The sequence below is a fragment of the Gordonia hongkongensis genome (assembly GCF_023078355.1).
In the GTDB taxonomy this organism is placed as follows: Bacteria; Actinomycetota; Actinomycetes; order Mycobacteriales; family Mycobacteriaceae; genus Gordonia; species Gordonia hongkongensis.
Map to the genome: position 1 here is coordinate 4,383,751 of NZ_CP095552.1, position 15,898 is coordinate 4,399,648.

Below are 15,898 nucleotides of genomic sequence, written 5' to 3' on the forward strand. Positions count from 1 at the left end.
CCGGGCCGTTCGCTAGGGTGAATGGCGCAATCGGTCCTGCTGCCCGCCGCTGAACGGCGACGCCGGGCGGCCGGGCCGTAGTCGTGCACGGGCGAGATGCGGGGTGATTCAGTCGATGGCGCGATCCGACAGGCCGAGAGCCGCTGTCACCAAGGCTCTGTCGACGCTCAAGCAGGTGCGGGACGAGCGCCGGGCTCGTCAGACGGACACGCGGCCGACCCCCGATACTGTTCCGACCGGCACCGACGCCGCTCCACCCAGCACCAGCAGAGAGGGTCACGAGCCACCCGTGGACGATCCCACCGAGAACGAGACCGCCGACGACACGGCCGCCCCGACCGAGGCGACCCCAGCGGAGTCCACGACAGACGCGTCCACGTCCGAGGAGACCACGACGCGCAAGGCAGCGACCGACAGGGACGCGACGGACAGGGACGCGGCGACGGACAAGGCCGCGAAGCAGCCCGCGGCACCCACCCCGAGAGGGGGCGTGGGATCGACGGCGCCACCCAGATCATCAACCGCGACAACCTCCCGTCCGCCGAGGACCTCGAGGACCTGGACGACATCGACCCGCTCAGCGAGGCCTCCGACACCGCGGAGACCGAAAAGACCGAGCCCGACGACGCCGAGGCCGCCCCGCCGGCGCCGGCCCGGCTCGGCCCGAGCGACTCCGCGACCACCGTCATCCGTCGCTCGGACCTCCCGGACGCCGCTGAGCTCGAGGACCTCGACGACATCGACCCGACGGCCCCGGGGCCCGAGGCAGCGTCCGCCGGAGAAGCGAGCGCCGACTCCACGACCGAGGGCTCCGACGCCGAGACCGCGTCCACCGAGTCCGGGTCTGCGCCCGAATCCGAGTCGGACCAGGACACCGGTGCGGCCGTCGAACCGGCGCTCGCCGACGACGACACGGACCCGTCGACGGGCACCGCGGTCAGCGCCGGTGTGGCCGCGGCGGGCGCTGCGGCCGTGGCAGCCGGAACGACTCGTGACGCCGACGACGAGTCCGAGTCCGAGTCCGTGGACACCGACGTGGCTCCAGACGAGGCAGCGACGGACGAGGCCACAGCAGACGACGCAGAGGCTCACCAGGACCCCGTCGCCGAGTCGGATGCCGACGACGAGCCGGTCGAAGCCGAGGGCGCAGAGGCAGAGGGCGCAGAGGCAGAGGGCGCAGAGGCAGAGGGCGCAGAGGCAGAGGGCGCAGAGGCAGAGGGCGCAGAGGCAGAGGGCGCAGAGGCAGAGGGCGCAGAGGCCGAGGGCGTCGAGACCGAACCAGCACCGGGGGAGCCGGTCGCGGAACAGCCTGTCCAGGATGAGACCCCCGCGGACGCGGCGACAGCAGACGCCTCGACAGCAGACGACTCGGCCGTGACGGAGGTCGACTCGCCGACCGAGACCGACGCTGCCGCCGACGTTGACTCCGACGCCGACTCCCCCACCGAGGCGATCGCCGTCCCGACCGGCGAGAACACCGACGCCACCGAGCCGGACAACGCCGACACCGACACCGAGGACGAGGACGACTCCGGTTCGGACGCGGCGACGGCCGTCATCCCGGCGGCAGTAGCGGCATCCGCCGCCGCCAAAGCCCGGACCGAGCCCGACGCGCCGGCCGACGACGACGCGCGGACGACCCCGGAGCCGGCCGTGGCCGCGTCGACCGCCGGATGGACGACCACCGACCGCGAGCCCCAGGTCATCCCGGGCAGTGACCCCAAGGCACCGCGCAAGAAGCGCGGCAAGGGTCTGCTGATCGCCGCGGCAGCGATCGTGGTGGCCATCGTGGCCGTCGTCGGCGGTATCTTCGCCTACAGCAGCCTGCAGGCACCGGCGCCCGCGGACGAAGCCGCGACCGTGGCCATGGATTACACCACCGCGCTCTACGAGGGCGACCTCGAGACCCTGCGATCGGTCACCTGCGGTGAACTCAATGCGTTCTACACCGACTTCGACGACGCCGCGTACGAGCGGACCTACGAGGCCCAGCGGTCTCGCAACGAGCTCGTACAGACGCAGGGAATCAACGCGGTCCGGGTCGTCGAGGGCGGCAATCAGGCTGTCGTCGAAGTCGTCGCGGTGCACACCAACGCCCCGGACCAGCCCGAAACCGTCACGCTGAACCTGCAGCGCGACGGCGACGACTGGAAGGTGTGCAACCCCACGTGACGAGCGGACACCGGCCGGGCCCGCCGCCCGGACCGGGTGGCCGCTCCGCGCCGGGTTTCTACACCCCGCCGTCCCGTCCGGTGGCACCCGCCGCATCGACGCCGCGGCCGCGTCCCGCCGCGGACAACCGTCTCGTAGGGCAGAGCCGGGTACCGAGCAATCGAATCCGGCCCTATGCGGTCGAGCCGCCGCGGCGATCGCGGTCGCGTGTCGACCCGGCCGTCGTGATCGCGGCGCTCGTGATGATCGCTCTCGCGGGTGCGGTCGTCGTCGGACTCGCCATCACCTGAACCCGGCCGCCGCGGGGACCGGGCCTTCCAAGCCTGAAAACAGTTCTGCCCGCACCCCTTTCAGGGTGCGGGCAGAGTGCTTTGTGACCGTCAGGCGGTCAGGGACTTGCCGTTGGACTTGAGGTCGTTGCACGCCTCGACGACGCGCTCGCTCATGTTGGTCTCGGCCTTCTTGGACCAGCTGCGCGGGTCGTAGACCTTCTTGTTGCCGACGTCGCCGTCGACCTTCAGCACACCGTCGTAGTTGCTGAACATGTGGCCGGCGACCGGGCGGCTGTAGGCGTACTGCGTGTCGGTGTCGACGTTCATCTTCACGACGCCGTAGCTCAGGGCCTCGTCGATCTCGCTCTTCAGCGAGCCCGAACCGCCGTGGAACACGAAGTCGAAGGGCTTGGCGGCATCGCCGAGGCCGAGCTTCTTGGCCGCGACCTCCTGGCCGGTGTTGAGGACGTCGGGACGCAGCTTGACGTTGCCCGGCTTGTAGACGCCGTGCACGTTGCCGAAGGTCGCCGCGAGCAGGTAACGGTTGCCGGAGTCGCTGGCACCGAGCGCCTCGATGGTCTTCTCGAAGTCCTCGGGGGTGGTGAACAACTTGTCGTTGATCTCGTTCTCGACGCCGTCTTCCTCACCGCCGACCACGCCGATCTCGATCTCCAGGATGATGTTGGCCGCTCCCGCCTTGGCCAGCAGTTCTTTGGCGATCTCCAGGTTCTCGTCGAGCGGTACGGCGCTGCCGTCCCACATGTGCGACTGGAAGAGCGGGTTGCGACCGGCGTCGACGCGCTCCTGCGAGATCTGCAGCAGCGGCCGGACGTAGGTGTCGAGCTTGTCCTTGGGGCAGTGATCGGTGTGCAGACCGATCAGGACGTCGTACTTGGCCGCGACGACGTGCGCGAACTCGGCGAGGGCGACCGCTCCGGTCACCATGTCCTTGACACCCTGGCCGGACCCGAACTCGGCGCCGCCGGTCGAGAACTGGATGATCCCGTCACTGCCGGCATCGGCGAAACCCTTGATCGCGGCGTTGATCGTCGACGACGAGGTGCAGTTGATCGCGGGGAATGCGTAACCGCCCTTCTTCGCCTTGTCGAACATCTCGGCGTACTGCTCCGGGGTTGCAATGGGCATCGACGAATCCTCCAGGGTGGTGATGTGCTCTGGTGTTCGGGTTCTCTCGCCGTCGACTGATGTTTCGGTGGCGAGCAGCCGGACTTCCCGCGGCCGGACTTCTCCCAGTATGGCAGGTGCCACATCGCCCGGCGCGGGCACCATTCGTGCCCGGACCTGCTGGAAAACGGCGGTGGCGGACCCGTGAGATTCTGTCCTCGACGGACGCGCAGGTACTCTGGCTCCCCGTGATCGACTCCGCACTTGCCACCACGACCACCAACCTGGCGCTGCTACCGGGATTCCTGGATCCGGTGAACCTGCTGAATTCGTTCGGCACGTGGATGCTGGCCGGTCTGCTGCTGGTCGTGTTCATCGAGTCGGGTCTGCTGTTCCCGCTGCTCCCCGGCGACTCGCTGCTCTTCACCGCGGGCCTCATCGTCGCGGCGAAGTCGGCGGAGATCGAGCCCTTCGCCCCGCTGTGGGTGCTGCTCGTCCTGATCCCCATCGCGGCGTTCCTGGGCGACCAGGTCGGCTACTGGATCGGCAAGAAGGCGGGGTACTCGCTGTTCCGGCCGGACGCGAAGATCCTGAAGCAGGTCTACATCGAGGAAGCGCACGAGTTCTTCGAGAAGCACGGCCCGGTGACGATCATCCTCGCGCGTTTCGTCCCGATCGTGCGCACCTATGCGCCGCTCGTCGCCGGCGCCGCGAAGATGCGGTACCCGATCTTCCTCACGTACAACATCGTCGGCGCGATCGCCTGGGGCGCGGGTGTCACCCTGCTCGGCTACTTCCTGGGCCAGATCGAGTTCATCCGCGACAACATCGATTACATCTTCCTGTTCATCGTCTTCATCTCGGTGCTGCCGATCATCTCCGAGATCGTCAAGCGCATCCTGCGCTCGCGGAAGAAGGTCGTCGAGGAGGAGCCCCTCCCCGCCTCCGACGAGGCCAACAACTCCGCCCCTCCCGCTGGTTGAGCTCCGTCACCACGCCTACCCCCGCTGGTTGAGCCGGCCCCGAGCGAAGCCGCCGGGCCGAGCAAGCGACGAAGGAGCGCGTCGAGGTCGCGGCGCCGAGTCGAAGCCACCCGCGCCCGTCACCACGCGGCGTCGAGGTCCGCGTGCTGACGGACCCACGCGTGCATGGCGATCCCGGCCGCGACGCCCGCGTTGATACTGCGCGTCGAACCGAATTGCGCGATCGACACGGTGAGGTCGGCCGCGCGCTGCGCGTCGTCACTGACCCCCGGACCCTCCTGCCCGAAGACCAGCACGCAGTCGCGCGGTAGATCCGCCGTCTCGAGCGGCAGGGCTCCCGGCGTGTTGTCGACCGCCGCCACGGTCAGTTCCTCGTCACGAGCCCAGTCGATGAGATCTGCCACCGTCTCGTGGTGCATCAGGTGTTGATAGCGGTCGGTCACCATCGCTCCGCGACGATTCCACCGACGTCGTCCGACGATGTGGACGGCGGCCACCGCGAAGGCGTTGGCGGTGCGCACCACGGTGCCGATGTTGGCGTCGTGGGCGAAGTTCTCGATGGCGACGTGCAGCGGATGCCGCCGGGCATCGATGTCGGCGACGATCGCCTCGCGCGACCAGTACCGGTAGGCGTCGACGACGTTGCGGGTGTCGCCGTGGGCGAGCAACTCGGCGTCGAGGCGCGGGTCGGCGGGTGCGAGTTCACCGGGATGTTCGACGGCCCAGGGCCCGACTCCCACGGCCGGCCCGGTCTGCCATTCGGTGGGACCGGGTACCGCGCCGGACTCGTCGGCGGAACCCGCCGGGCCGGCCTCAGTCAAGCCCGAGGTCGCCGAGATCGAGGAGCGAGCGGTACGGCACGCCGAGACCGGTGATGACCGCGTCCGCACCGGTCGCGCGGTCGACGACAGTGGCCACCCCGACGACGTTGCCGCCGATACCGCGGACGGCTTCGACAGCCGTGGACGGTGACGCGCCGGTCGTGCTGGTGTCCTCGACGACGAGCACGTCGCGGCCGACGATGTCGGGACCCTCGATCTGGCGTTGCATGCCGTGTGCCTTGGCGGCCTTCCGGACGACGAAGGCGTCGATCGGCCTCCCGTCGGCGTGCATGATCGACGTCGCCACCGGGTCCGCGCCGAGGGTGAGGCCGCCCACGGCGACGTAGTCCCAGTCCGCGGTCAGTTCCCGCATCAACCGGCCGATGAGGCGGGAGGCCTCGTGGTGCAGCGTCGCGCGGCGCAGGTCGACGTAGTAGTCGGCCTCCTTGCCCGACGACAGCGTCACCTTGCCGTGGACCACGGCGAGGTCGCGGACGAGCTCGGCGAGCCGCGCCTTCGCGGTCGGGTCGACCTGCGGGGTCTCGGCGGGAACCGGGGCGGACGAGGACATGCGGCTTCCCTCTCGGTCGAACATGGAGCGTTTCGCAATCAGTTGCGGTGCCGGTTGGGCCGCTCGCCGGTGTCGCGGCGGGGTGCGTCGTCGGAGGTCCCGGCGGACCCGCGGACGGGCATCGGCGACATCCGGCGGCCCCCGGTTGAAGGGGCCGGGGGCTTGCGGGCCGCAGCCGGGCTCTCGGTATCTCCGGACGCGCCGGTCTGGGACGCCGCTGCCGTCGGGGTGCCGACGGCCTGTCGACGGCGCTTGTCGCGGAGGGATTCGGTCTTCTCGTCGGCGAGCTCGGCCCGCGTGGGTCCGTGCGGGTCGCGCGGATCGGGTGAATCCTCCGGCTCTCGCATCGGCGGCAGCACCCGGAGGAGATCGGCGAACCGGCGGACGACCTCCAGGCCGGTGTTCAGCTTGGCCGGGTCGTTGGTCACCGGCATCGAGCCGAGCGCCCAGTTGCCCTCGTTCCACAGGACCTCGACGAACGCGGGCGCCTTGTTGGCGAGGGCCACCATGCGGCGGTCGCAGACCCGGCGGGCGACGTCGAGGTTGTTCGAGAACATGACGCGCGGGCCCATCGCGCCCAGCAGTTCCACGTCTTCCTCCGCGGGCGCGAGGACGTCCTCGTGCCGGAGGTCGACGACGACGTGCGAGGGCGAGGAGCGTCGGACGGCGATCACGGTCGCGGTCTCGGACAGGTCGAAGACCACGGCCTCCACCCCGGCGTAGTGGCCGTAGGCGACGTCCTGGACCGGGATGTGGTCGCCGACGTTCATCGTGGCGCGCCGAAAGACCTTGCGCAGCTTGGTGTCCGACTCGCGGAACTTGAACTCGTGCTCATCGCCCCAGACCGCACGCTGGTGCCGTGCGACGCTCGACCGCTGGCGGTCGAGCCACAACAGGACACCCGCACCCAGTAGGGCCACGGCGGCGATCAGGAAATAGACGGTGGTCATCGCGCTACAGCCTACTATCGGCGGGCCCGCGGTGAGGTCATCCGCCTACCCGGATGTACCCGCGTTCCTTGTCGACGACGTTGACCAGCATCTCGGCCGGGTCCGCGGTACCCGCCGCGACGTAGCGCCGCAGGTTGTCGAGGACCTGCTCGGCCAGCGCCTCGCGCCATCCGACGGCATCTCCGCTCATGTGCGCCGAGATCGCGACCCCGGGCAGATCCCAGAGCGCGCTGTCGGCGGGCAGCGGCTCGGTCACGAAGACGTCGAGGGTGGCCGCACCGAGGTGGCCCGAGCGGAGCGACTCGACGAGGGCCGCCTCGTCGACGAGTTCGCCGCGGCCGACGTTGACGAGGTGGGCGCCGGGTTTCATCGCCGCCAGCACCGTCGCGTCGATCATCCCGGCGGTCTGCTCGGTCAGCGGCGCGATCGCGACGACCGTGTCGAATCCGCCGACCTGTGCGGCGAGATCGTCGGTGGCCACGACATGCCCGAAGTCCGGATCCGAGTCGCGAGCGGTCCGACCCGCCCCGACCACCCGGACACCCACGGCGCGAAGCAGTTTCGCGATCGCGCGGCCGATCCCGCCGGTCCCGATGACCAGGGCGGAGGTGCGGTGGGTCGCCACGGTCTCGCGGTGTCGCCATTCATGATCGCGCTGCAGCGCCATCGATTCGTGTAAACCCTTGTGCCGCGCGAGGACTGCGGCGAGGACGAACTCCGCGATCGGCCGGTCGAAGACGCCGTGGGCGTTGGTCACCACGACGTCGGAGGCCCGTAGCCCGTCGAAGAGCAACGAGTCGACGCCCGCCGCACACACATGAACCCAGCGCAACGATGCCGTGGCCTCGCCCCAGTGGTCGGCGAGGCCACGGGAGAAGAAGTCCCACAACACGAGAACGTCCGCACCCGGCAGGGCCGCGCCGAGATCGTCGGCCGTGCAGAGCCGTACCGTCGCGAGCTCCTCGAGCTCGGCGAGGTTCCCCGGCGGGGGATCGTCGGGCGAGATCAGCAGGGCGACCACGGGCGCGTGTGGGGTCATGACCCCACCGTAGGTGACGGGTCGGTGCGTTCGTCGATGACGAAGAGCAGCAGCGTCACCGCGAGGAAACCCGCCGGCACCCAGGCGGCGCGGCCACCCATCACCTGGGTGCAGACCGCCCCGACGAGTGCGCCGCCGGCGAACACCCCGACCACGCGGCCGTAGACCGTGAGGGCCTTGCGCGCGTCCGGTGCCCGGTCGACGGTGACGCCGTACCCGGCCTCCACGAGGCGCATCAGATTCCCGGTCGTGGCCACCGCGATGTAGTTGAGATCGCCGATGTTGCGGAACAACTCGATCTGCATGGCGGTGATGAACGAGATGGGGATGGTGATGAACGAGTGCGGGACGGAGGTGGGGACGAAGCCGATCACGACGAGGATGCTCACCTGCAGCGCCATCGTCACGCGGATCGGGTACACGAGGAGATGGTCGAAGCGGCCGGCCTTCACGTGCACCGCCAGCACGACGCCGACGAGGAACGCGAGGATCGGCCAGAGATGACCCGAGGCCTGATACCAGTGCTGCTCCGACAGATTCAACGCGAGCAGGATGACGTTCCCGGTCTGGGCGTTGGCGAACACCCCGCCCCGGGACAGATACGTGTAGCTGTCGAGGAAGCCACAGGCCGCGGTGATCAGCAGGGCGAAGCGCAGCGAGGTCGACGTGGTCATCTCACAGCACCACCGGGATCGAACCGGTCCGGCACCCCGACCGGTCGAGCAGCGAACCCAGTCGCTTCGGGGTCTCCAGCGTGACCGAGCGGTCGGCGACGACGAGTCCCGGCACCCGGCTCTCGAGCTGCTGCTCGAACTCGGACAGTTCGCCGACGGTGTGCAACCAGACAGCCATCAGGATGTTCGCGGTACCGGTGACCTCACAGCAGACCCGTACCTGGGGCAGTTCGTCGAGCGCGTCGACGAGCGCCGCGATCGACCTCGACGACGCCCGCGCCCACACGTTCGCCGTGACGGGCCATCCGCTGATCACGTGCGACACCTCGCATCTGATCGACAGGACGCGTTCGGCGACGAGTGCGGTCAGCCGACGCCGAACGGTCGGTGCGCTCAGACCACTCGCGGCGGCCAGGTCGACCGCCGAGCGTCGACCGTCCTCGGCCAGGGCGGCGATGAGTCGCAGATCCATCTCATCGGGTTCGTGCGCCAGCGGGCGGTGCTCGGGTCGGTGCTCGGCGAGTACCGACTCGTCGGCGTCGGACAGCGTGTGCACCCGCCAGCGTTCGCTCTCGCCGAAGACACGCATCACCACCCTCGTCCGGGTCCGGGCGACCCCCTCGAGGTCGGCGAGTCGCTGCACCCAGTCGCCGAGGAAGCCGAGATCCGGGACCATCACGGTCAGCAGCAGGTCGCCGTCGCCCGCGGTGCGCTGGATGGTGGCCACGTGCCGGTCCGCCGACAACCGCTCGACGAGCGCCGCACGCCGTGACGAGGCCTGGACCTCGACGAACGCGCTGCAGCGGGTGTTCAGGTACGCGGCCCCGGGATAGGTCACGATCCAGGCGAGACCGCTGTCGACGAGCCGCTCCCAGCGTCGGGCCGCGGTCGCCGCGCTCACGCCCACGACGTCGCCGACGACGCCCCACGGCGCCCTCGGCGCGACCTGCAGAGCGTGAACGATCTGATAATCGAGGTCGTCCGGCACGCAACAATCCTGCATCACGAGGTGAACTTTTTTCGGTTTCGGCAGACGCCGGGACAGTCCGCGGCAGCGCTCCTACGTTTCCTCCCAACACCCCAGTGGCCGCTCGAGCGGCCCGAGATCGAGGAGGACGATTCGTGAAGGTCTGCGTCATCGGCGGAGGTCACGGCTCTTATGCGGCCGCGGCCGAGCTCAGCGAGAAGGACCACCATGTCACCTGGTGGCGACGGGACGGCGCAGCGTTCTCGTCCCTGGTCGAGCGCGGCACGCTCGAGATCGACGACCACCGCGGCCGGCGGCAGATCGGCGTCGACGGCGGAGCGGGCGGCGGGATCTCGATCGTCGCCGACCTCGCCGAGGCGGTGTCCAACGCCGAGGTCATCGTCGCGCCGGTCCCGGCGTTCGCCCACGAGTCGCTCGCTCGGCAGCTCGCCCCGCACCTGCGCGACGGCCAGGTCGTCTACCTGCCGCCGGGCAGCTTCGGGTCGTTCGTGTTCGCGCGGGCGGTGCGCGCGGCCGGCAATCCCGCGGACGTCGCGTTCGCCGAGACCGGGACCCTGCCCTACCTCGCACGCAAGCACGGCGACACCCGGGTCGTCGTCAGCGGGTACGCCACCCGTCTGCCCACCGGAGTGTTCCCGGCCCGGCACACCGATCGGGCGCTGGCGGTCCTCGGTGAGGTCTATCCCGCCGTCGAACGCAGCGAGGACGCCCTCAGCGGCGCGCTCATGAACGCCGGCCCGATCATCCACCCGCCGCTGATCCTGATGAATGCCGGTCCGCTGGAACACTTCCCGTCGTGGGACATCCACAACGAGGGCACCCAGGACGCCATCCGGCGGGTCACCTCCGCGCTCGACGCCGAGCGCATCGCGGTCCGGGAGGCGCTCGGCTACGGCGCACCGCACTTCCCGCTCGCCGACCACTACACCGCCGACGGCGACGAGTGGATGTACGGCAACGCCGCCCACGAGAAGCTCACCGACAGCGGCGACTGGCGCGAGAACATCGACCTGCACACCCACCGCTACATGACCGAGGACGTCGAGATCGGGCTGGCGCTGCTGAGCTCGGTGGGGCGGTGGGCGTCGGTACCGACGCCGGTGGCCGACGGCCTGCTCGCCCTCGCCGGCGCGGTCACCGGACGTCCGGCCGCAACCGGCGGCCGGACCTTGGAGAATCTGGGACTGGCCGACCTCGACCGGTCCGGCATGCAGGCACTGCTCCACGACGGACCGGCGCAGTGACGGGTCGCCACGTCGCCGTCGTCGGCGCCGGCCGGATGGGTCAGGGCATCGCCGCCGCGCTGGCCTTCGGGAACGTGTCGGTCACCGTCGTCGACCTCCGCGACCGCGGTGCCGACGCCGCGGCCTACCTCGACGGGGTTCGCACCGCGGTCCGTCAGGCACTGGCGCACAAGGTCACGCTCGGCCTGCTGGCGATCGAGGACCTCGACGACGTCGCGGCGCTGGTCACCGTCGTCGGCGAGGTCGACGCCCTGGGTCCGATGGCCGGCGCCGATCTGGTGTTCGAGGCGGTACCCGAGGTCGCCGAGATCAAGCGCGACGCGCTCACGTGGATCGAGGCGATGGTCGGCGACACCGTCCCCATCGCGTCGACCACCTCGAGCTTCCTCGTCGACGAGCTCGCCGGGGCGTTGTCGGCCCCGGAGCGATTCCTCAACGCGCACTGGCTGAATCCGGCTGACCTCATGCCGCTCGTCGAGGTCGCGCCGGGCACCGCCACCGGCCGCGGGGTCGTCGACGCCACCCGCGACCTGCTCGTCGCGGTCGGCAAGGTACCCGTGGTGTGCGCCCCGTCGCCCGGGTACATCGTGCCCCGGCTGCAGGCGCTCGTGATGAACGAGGCGGCCCGGATGGTCGACGAGGGGGTGGCCAGCGCCGAGGACATCGACACCGCGGTGCGCATCGGATTCGGCTCGCGCTTCGCGGTTCTCGGCCTGCTCGAGTTCATCGACTGGGGCGGCTGCGACACCTTGTTCCACGCGTCGAATTACCTGCGTGGTGAACTCGGCGAGCGGTTCGCGCCCGCCCCGCTGGTCGAGTCCAACATGACCTTCGGACGTCGTGGGATATCCGACGGCGCAGGCTTTTACGAGTTCGACCCGGCCACCGTGGCCGACTACCGCGCCCAGCGGATCGCTGACTTCGCCCGCGTACTCGACGCGGTCGGGCGTCTCGCCCGCCACGAGGAGTTCAGCACGGCCGACTGACGGATCGGGCGACGACCTCACCCGCCACCGGACCCGGTTCCGGTGGCGCGGTGAAGCGTGCCCGAACGCGGCCAATAGCTCGGCGCGGTAAAGCTTTTCCCGATTCCCCCCGCCTCGCGGGTTCGACACAATCGATCCATCCACGAGTACAGCCAACGAACGACGGCCTCGAGGGTCCGTTCGCCCACCGATGAGGAGTGATCCGTGGTAACTCTCGACAATTCTGCACCACCCGACCCCTCGGCCACCGGCACCGGCCGGCCGCGCCGGGAACGGACCACCCGCGTCGCCGTCGCGTCCGGTGTCGGCACGATCATGGAGTTCTACGACTTCGCGATCTACGGCACCGCGACGGCACTGGTCTTCAACAAGATCTTCTTCAACGTCGACGATCCCTGGTTCGGCACCTTCCTGGGCTTCGCGACCTTCGCGGTCGGCTTCGTGATGGCGCCGATCGGCGCGCTGATCTTCGGACACTTCGGGGACAAATTCGGCCGACGCAAGGCGCTGACCGCCGCCTTCCTGCTCATGGGCGGATCGACCCTGGCCATGGGCGTCCTCCCCGACTACCAGGCCATCGGGATCGTGGCACCGATCATCCTGGTCTTCCTGCGCATGGTGCACGGCATCTCGCGCGGCGGTGAGATCGGCGGCGCCGCCCTGCTCGCCGCCGAGCACGCGCCGACGCACCGGCGCGGTCTGTACGGCTGCTTCGTCACCCTCGGTTCGCCGGTCGGCGGCATCCTGGCCAACCTGTCGTTCGCCCTCGTCCTGCTGATGCCGATGGAACAGGTCCTGGCCTGGGGCTGGCGGATCCCGTTCCTCATCGGCGGTGTCGTGCTGGCGATCGGGGTGTGGACCCGGTCCCGCGTCAGTGAGACTCCGGACTTCGTCGAGTCCAAGCAGGCCGAGGAGAAGTCGCCGCCGGCCTTCGCCGTGCTCCGCCAGAACTGGCGTCGCGTCGCGCTGGCCGCCGGTATCAACGTCGGACAGAACTGTTACGCCTTCCTGCTGTTCACGTTCATGCTCTCTTTCCTGACCGAGACCGATCCGGGACGCGGCTTCGACCGGTCCCCGGTGGTCTTCGGCAGCACGCTGGCGCTCGCCTGCCACGCCGCGACGGTCGTGCTGGGCAGCTACCTGTCCGACCGGCTGGGCCGCAAGACGGTGATCGGCTTCGGGATGATCACGTCGCTGCTGTTCGCTCCGATCCTGTTCTCCGTCACCGCATCCGGGTCGTTGGCCGCCTGCATCACGGTCATCTCCATCGGCTTCGCACTGACCGGGTTCGTCTATGGTCCGATGCTCACCACCTTCGCCGAGTTGTTCCCGATCACGCAGCGCTACAGCGGCATCGGGATCGGTTTCCAGGTCGGCGCGGTGCTGGGCGGCGGCCTGGCGCCGATGATCGCGAACCGGATCGTCAGCGCCACCGGCAGCGTGATCCCCGTCGGTTTCTATGCGGCGGCGCTGATGGCGATCAGCCTCTGCTGCCTGATGGTCATCCGCGAGACGGCTCCCGCGCTCGCCGGGCGGCCCACGTTGCGGCAACGTCTGCGCAGCTGACCTCGCGGGCCAACTATTGACAGCATCCTGTCATTAATGACAGGATGCTGTCATAGTTGTCCGAAGGAGGCACCATGAAGACCGTCCATCTCGCCCTGTACCCGACGCTCGCCGATTGGGAGTTCGGGTACGTCGCGTCCGGCATCAACAATCCCGAGTACCAGGCCGAGCCGGGAACGTTCCGGATCGTGACCGTCGGCGCGACGACCGAGCCGGTCCGCACCATCGGCGGGGTCACGATGGTCCCCGACACGACGCTCGACGAGATCACGCCCGACGACAGCGCGATGCTCGTCCTGCCCGGCGCCCAGATCTGGGAGACCGACGACGCCTTCGTCGACGCCGCGCGGCGCTGGTCCGAAGCCGGCACCCCGGTTGCCGGGATCTGTGGCGCGACAATGGGTCTCGCGCGGGCCGGACTACTCGACGACCGACGCCACACCAGCAACGCGCCGGAGCAGTTGTCGCCCACCGGTTATGCCGGTGCCGCCCACTACGTCGACGCCCCCGCCGTCACCGATCGCGGCGTCATCACCGCGGCGGCGATCGCCCCGGTCGACTTCGCACGGGAGGTCTTCGCGCTGCTCGGCGTCTACACGCCGCCGGTGCTCGACGCCTGGTACCAGCTCTACGGCCACCAGGACCCCAGCGGCTTCTACGCGCTCGCCGGCGAGCAGTGAGAGACCCGCAGGACCTGTTGTCGGCCTCCGCGCTGACAGCGTTCCGGCTGAACGGGCAGTTCCTAGCCCTCGCCGAGCGTCTCGCCGAACCCGCCGGGCTGACCGCCACGCGGTGGCAGGTGCTCGGCGCGGTGCTCGACGAACCGCTGCCGGTCGCGGGCATCGCACGGGCGATGGGGATCACGCGCCAGAGCGTGCAGCGCACCGCCGACCTCCTCGTCGCCGACGGACTGGCCGAGTACCGCGACAATCCGGCCCACCGTCGCGCCAAGCTCGTCGCCCCCACCGACGCCGGCCTCGCGGCCGTCCGCGCGATCAACCCGGGACATCGCGCGGCGGCCATCCGGTTGGCGGCCGCACTCGACCCGGCCCGGTGGGAGCACGCCTTGACCGTACTCCGCGATCTCAGCGCCGCCCTTGACGAACTCGACGACCAGCGCTGATGTCTAATTGTTGACAATCGTACGATCGAGCGTCACCGTGTAGCCATGACTGCCGGCGTCGAGTCCCAGATCCACAGTTCCCAGGTCCGCACCGACCAGACCGCGTCGCTGAGCCCCGCCCTGAAACAGGCGACTCCCGTCGTCGTCGACACTGCGGCCGGTTCGTGGATCCGGGGCACCGACGGTCGCGACTACCTCGACTTCACCACCGGTATCGGCGTGACCAGTACCGGCCACTGCCACCCGCACGTCGTCGCGGCCGCGCAGGCGCAGTGCGCCAAGATCATCCACGCGCAGTACACCACCGTGATGCACACCCCGCTCCTCGAGCTCACCACCCGACTCGGGGCGGTACTGCCCACGGGCCTCGACTCCGTCTTCTACGCGAACTCCGGTTCCGAAGCCGTGGAGGCCGCCGTCCGTCTCGCCCGGATGGCCACCGCGAAGCCCAACATCATCGTGTTCCAGGGCGGCTTCCACGGCCGGACCGTCGCCGCGGCCAGCCTGACGACGGCCGGCACCCGCTTCTCCGCCGGCTTCTCGCCCCTGATGAGCGGCGTGCACATGGCTCCGTTCCCCTATGCCTACCGCTACGGCTGGGACACCGACACCGCCGTCGACTTCGCACTCCGTGAACTCGACTACCTGCTGCAGTCGCGCGTCGCGCCCAACGACACCGCGGCCTTCCTCATCGAGCCGGTGCTGGGCGACGGCGGATACCTGCCCACCCCGCCCCGCTTCCTCCAGGGCCTGCGGGAGCGCGCCGACCGCCACGGCGTCCTCCTGATCCTCGACGAGGTACAGGCGGGATTCGGTCGCACCGGCAGGTTCTGGGGTCACCAGCACGCGGCGGGCCTGACCCCCGACATCCTGATCACCGCCAAGGGCCTGGCGTCGGGATTCCCGATTTCGGCGATCGCGGCGCCGACGGAACTGATGAGCAAGGCGTGGCCGGGGTCGCAGGGCGGCACGTACGGCGGCAACGCCGTCGCGGCCGCCGCCGCGATCGCGACCCTCGATGTGATCGAGTCAGAGGGCCTCGTCGAGAACGCGCGCGTCCGCGGTGAGCAGCTGCTCGCCGGTCTGCGGCAGGTATGTGCACCGTTCCCGGGCGTCGGCGACGTCCGCGGGCTGGGGCTGATGGCCGGCATCGAGTTCATCACGACCGATGCCGCCGGGAGCACGACGCCCGACGCGGCGGCCGCGCTCGCCGTTCAGCAGGCCACCACCACCCAGGGGTTGCTCTCGCTCACGTGCGGGCCGTCGGCCAACGTCGTGCGCCTCATCCCCGCCCTGGTCGTCACCGCCGAGGAGATCGACCTCGGCGTCGCCCGCTTCGGTGCCGCGCTCGCCGCGGCCCTGGGCTAGACCTGACAGCCCGGTC

Annotated in this window: 16 protein-coding genes; 9 read left to right on the forward strand and 7 right to left on the reverse strand. The window is 69.9% G+C overall.

Translation table 11 applies throughout. The features are described 5' to 3' along the window. The first annotated feature begins 96 nt into the window (after positions 1 to 96). Positions 97 to 2,172: an Rv0361 family membrane protein gene (locus MVF96_RS19815; RefSeq protein ID WP_247450145.1), complete on the forward strand. Its 2,076-nt coding sequence runs from the start codon at positions 97 to 99 to the stop codon at positions 2,170 to 2,172. Beyond that, positions 2,169 to 2,462 carry a hypothetical protein gene (locus MVF96_RS19820; protein ID WP_189340127.1) on the forward strand — a complete coding sequence of 98 codons (294 nt, stop codon included), beginning with the start codon at positions 2,169 to 2,171 and terminating at the stop codon, positions 2,460 to 2,462. Before MVF96_RS19815 ends, MVF96_RS19820 begins: the two co-directional genes overlap by 4 nt. A 90-nt stretch (positions 2,463 to 2,552) precedes the next feature. Here the strand turns inward: MVF96_RS19820 and fbaA are convergent, their stop codons facing one another. Then, a complete protein-coding gene (fbaA, locus tag MVF96_RS19825; protein ID WP_068971816.1) occupies positions 2,553 to 3,590 on the reverse strand; it encodes a class II fructose-bisphosphate aldolase in 1,038 nt (345 codons plus the stop codon). A 227-nt stretch (positions 3,591 to 3,817) separates the two neighbouring features. Here fbaA and MVF96_RS19830 point away from each other — a divergent pair, with 227 nt between their 5' ends. Then, entirely contained in the window at positions 3,818 to 4,552 is a 735-nt protein-coding gene (locus MVF96_RS19830) for a VTT domain-containing protein (RefSeq protein ID WP_068971817.1), read from the forward strand. Between the two features lie 119 nt (positions 4,553 to 4,671). Here MVF96_RS19830 and MVF96_RS19835 read toward each other — a convergent pair whose 3' ends face one another. The 6 genes from MVF96_RS19835 to MVF96_RS19860 are packed head-to-tail and all read right to left on the reverse strand — an operon-like array spanning position 4,672 to position 9,595. After that, the gene (locus MVF96_RS19835) at positions 4,672 to 5,373 is read right to left on the reverse strand and encodes a TrmH family RNA methyltransferase (RefSeq protein ID WP_247450147.1); all 702 of its coding nucleotides are present in this window, start codon (positions 5,371 to 5,373) and stop codon (positions 4,672 to 4,674) included. After that, positions 5,366 to 5,944, reverse strand: a complete 579-nt coding sequence (gene pyrE, locus MVF96_RS19840; RefSeq protein ID WP_247450148.1) for an orotate phosphoribosyltransferase — start codon at positions 5,942 to 5,944, stop codon at positions 5,366 to 5,368. The genes MVF96_RS19835 and pyrE overlap by 8 nt, the downstream gene beginning before the upstream one ends. 38 nt (positions 5,945 to 5,982) lie before the next feature. After that, on the reverse strand, positions 5,983 to 6,894 hold the full coding sequence (locus tag MVF96_RS19845; RefSeq protein WP_247450149.1) for a type III secretion system chaperone family protein: 912 nt from the start codon (positions 6,892 to 6,894) through the stop codon (positions 5,983 to 5,985). A gap of 37 nt (positions 6,895 to 6,931) precedes the next feature. Beyond that, positions 6,932 to 7,933, reverse strand: coding sequence for a D-2-hydroxyacid dehydrogenase (locus MVF96_RS19850; RefSeq protein WP_165629632.1), 1,002 nt, complete (start codon positions 7,931 to 7,933; stop codon positions 6,932 to 6,934). Continuing rightward, entirely contained in the window at positions 7,930 to 8,607 is a 678-nt protein-coding gene (locus tag MVF96_RS19855; protein ID WP_247450151.1) for a YoaK family protein, read from the reverse strand. The genes MVF96_RS19850 and MVF96_RS19855 overlap by 4 nt, the downstream gene beginning before the upstream one ends. A 1-nt stretch (position 8,608) precedes the next feature. Then, positions 8,609 to 9,595, reverse strand: a complete 987-nt coding sequence (locus MVF96_RS19860; protein ID WP_247450153.1) for an Lrp/AsnC family transcriptional regulator — start codon at positions 9,593 to 9,595, stop codon at positions 8,609 to 8,611. 134 nt (positions 9,596 to 9,729) lie between these two features. Between MVF96_RS19860 and MVF96_RS19865 the strand changes: the two genes are divergently transcribed. The 6 genes from MVF96_RS19865 to MVF96_RS19890 all read left to right on the forward strand — a co-directional run bounded on the left by MVF96_RS19865 (position 9,730) and on the right by MVF96_RS19890 (position 15,882). Beyond that, positions 9,730 to 10,839, forward strand: coding sequence for an NAD/NADP-dependent octopine/nopaline dehydrogenase family protein (locus MVF96_RS19865; RefSeq protein WP_065629563.1), 1,110 nt, complete (start codon positions 9,730 to 9,732; stop codon positions 10,837 to 10,839). Next, positions 10,836 to 11,825 carry a 3-hydroxybutyryl-CoA dehydrogenase gene (locus MVF96_RS19870; RefSeq protein ID WP_247450154.1) on the forward strand — a complete coding sequence of 330 codons (990 nt, stop codon included), beginning with the start codon at positions 10,836 to 10,838 and terminating at the stop codon, positions 11,823 to 11,825. The genes MVF96_RS19865 and MVF96_RS19870 overlap by 4 nt, the downstream gene beginning before the upstream one ends. A gap of 204 nt (positions 11,826 to 12,029) precedes the next feature. Further along, complete coding sequence (locus MVF96_RS19875) at positions 12,030 to 13,391, forward strand: MFS transporter (protein ID WP_065629561.1); 1,362 nt, start codon at positions 12,030 to 12,032, stop codon at positions 13,389 to 13,391. Positions 13,392 to 13,465: 74 nt separating this feature from the next. Beyond that, a complete protein-coding gene (locus tag MVF96_RS19880; RefSeq protein WP_247450156.1) occupies positions 13,466 to 14,071 on the forward strand; it encodes a DJ-1/PfpI family protein in 606 nt (201 codons plus the stop codon). After that, positions 14,068 to 14,514: a MarR family winged helix-turn-helix transcriptional regulator gene (locus MVF96_RS19885; RefSeq protein ID WP_247450158.1), complete on the forward strand. Its 447-nt coding sequence runs from the start codon at positions 14,068 to 14,070 to the stop codon at positions 14,512 to 14,514. The genes MVF96_RS19880 and MVF96_RS19885 overlap by 4 nt, the downstream gene beginning before the upstream one ends. 45 nt (positions 14,515 to 14,559) lie before the next feature. Beyond that, a complete protein-coding gene (locus tag MVF96_RS19890; protein WP_247450159.1) occupies positions 14,560 to 15,882 on the forward strand; it encodes an aspartate aminotransferase family protein in 1,323 nt (440 codons plus the stop codon). The last annotated feature ends 16 nt before the right edge of the window (positions 15,883 to 15,898 follow it).